Origin of the sequence: Pseudomonas sp. PS01299 (assembly GCF_029960145.1) — a bacterium.
In the GTDB taxonomy this organism is placed as follows: Bacteria; Pseudomonadota; Gammaproteobacteria; order Pseudomonadales; family Pseudomonadaceae; genus Aquipseudomonas; species Aquipseudomonas putida_A.
The window spans coordinates 1-767 of the sequence record NZ_JASCPO010000502.1 but is presented as its reverse complement, the minus strand read 5'-3'; the positions used below and the strand labels follow the sequence as shown (position 1 = coordinate 767).

At 57.5% G+C, this 767-nt stretch carries 2 pseudogenes; both read left to right on the top strand.

Features of this window, described 5'->3' with window-relative positions:
- A pseudogene (locus QMX91_RS31285) lies at window positions 1-455 on the top strand (alkaline phosphatase); the annotation flags it as partial.
- A gap of 98 nt (window positions 456-553) precedes the next feature.
- Window positions 554-767, top strand: a pseudogene (locus QMX91_RS31280) (hydrolase or metal-binding protein); the annotation flags it as partial.

Genomic DNA, 767 nt, shown 5'->3' with positions numbered 1-767 from the left:
ACCTGGAGATCCATCGCATCGAACGCGACGAGTCGCTGATTGCTCGGCTGATCGACCTGGAGCAGCTGTTCTGGGATTACGTCGTCAGTGACACCCCGCCGCCGGCAGACGGTTCGGCCTCGGCGGAGCAGGCGTTGCGCTGCCTGTATCCACAGGACAGTGGGCAAAGCCTGGACTTCAGCCAGGACACTCTGCTCTGTACGACCTTTACCAAACTGCAGAGCGTGCGCGAGTCGATTGCTCTGCAGGAGACGCAGGAAGCTCAGCTCAAGCAAACGTTGCAACAGGCCATGGGCGATGCCAGTCGGGCGACCTTCGCAACCGGCTGCATCACTTGGAAGAAGGCCAAAGACAGCGTGGCCCTGGATATCCCCCGTCTGCTGAAAGAAAAACCCTATCTGCAAGTGCGCTACTCGACCACCAAAATCGGCAGTCGGCGTTTTCTGCTGGCCTGAACGTTCGTTCGCTCTTCCCATGCCCTTTCTCTCCAACGCCACCCTGGCCGTTTGCGCGGTCGCGGTGGCGTTTTTATTTCAGATACAGGAGAACTTCCATGCTCAAAGGTTTATCCATTACCCCACCGGTGCTCGGGCGCATTTCCATCGGCAAGGTCGTCGAGAAAAACGGCAAACGTCTGCCGGAGAAAGACGACCAGTTCACCATCACCTCACAGGTACAAAGCCGTGAAGGCTGGCTGATGCACCCACTCAATGAGGAACTGCGTAATGGCCAAGACGGCAAATTGCGCAGCATTCCAATCCGTTTGC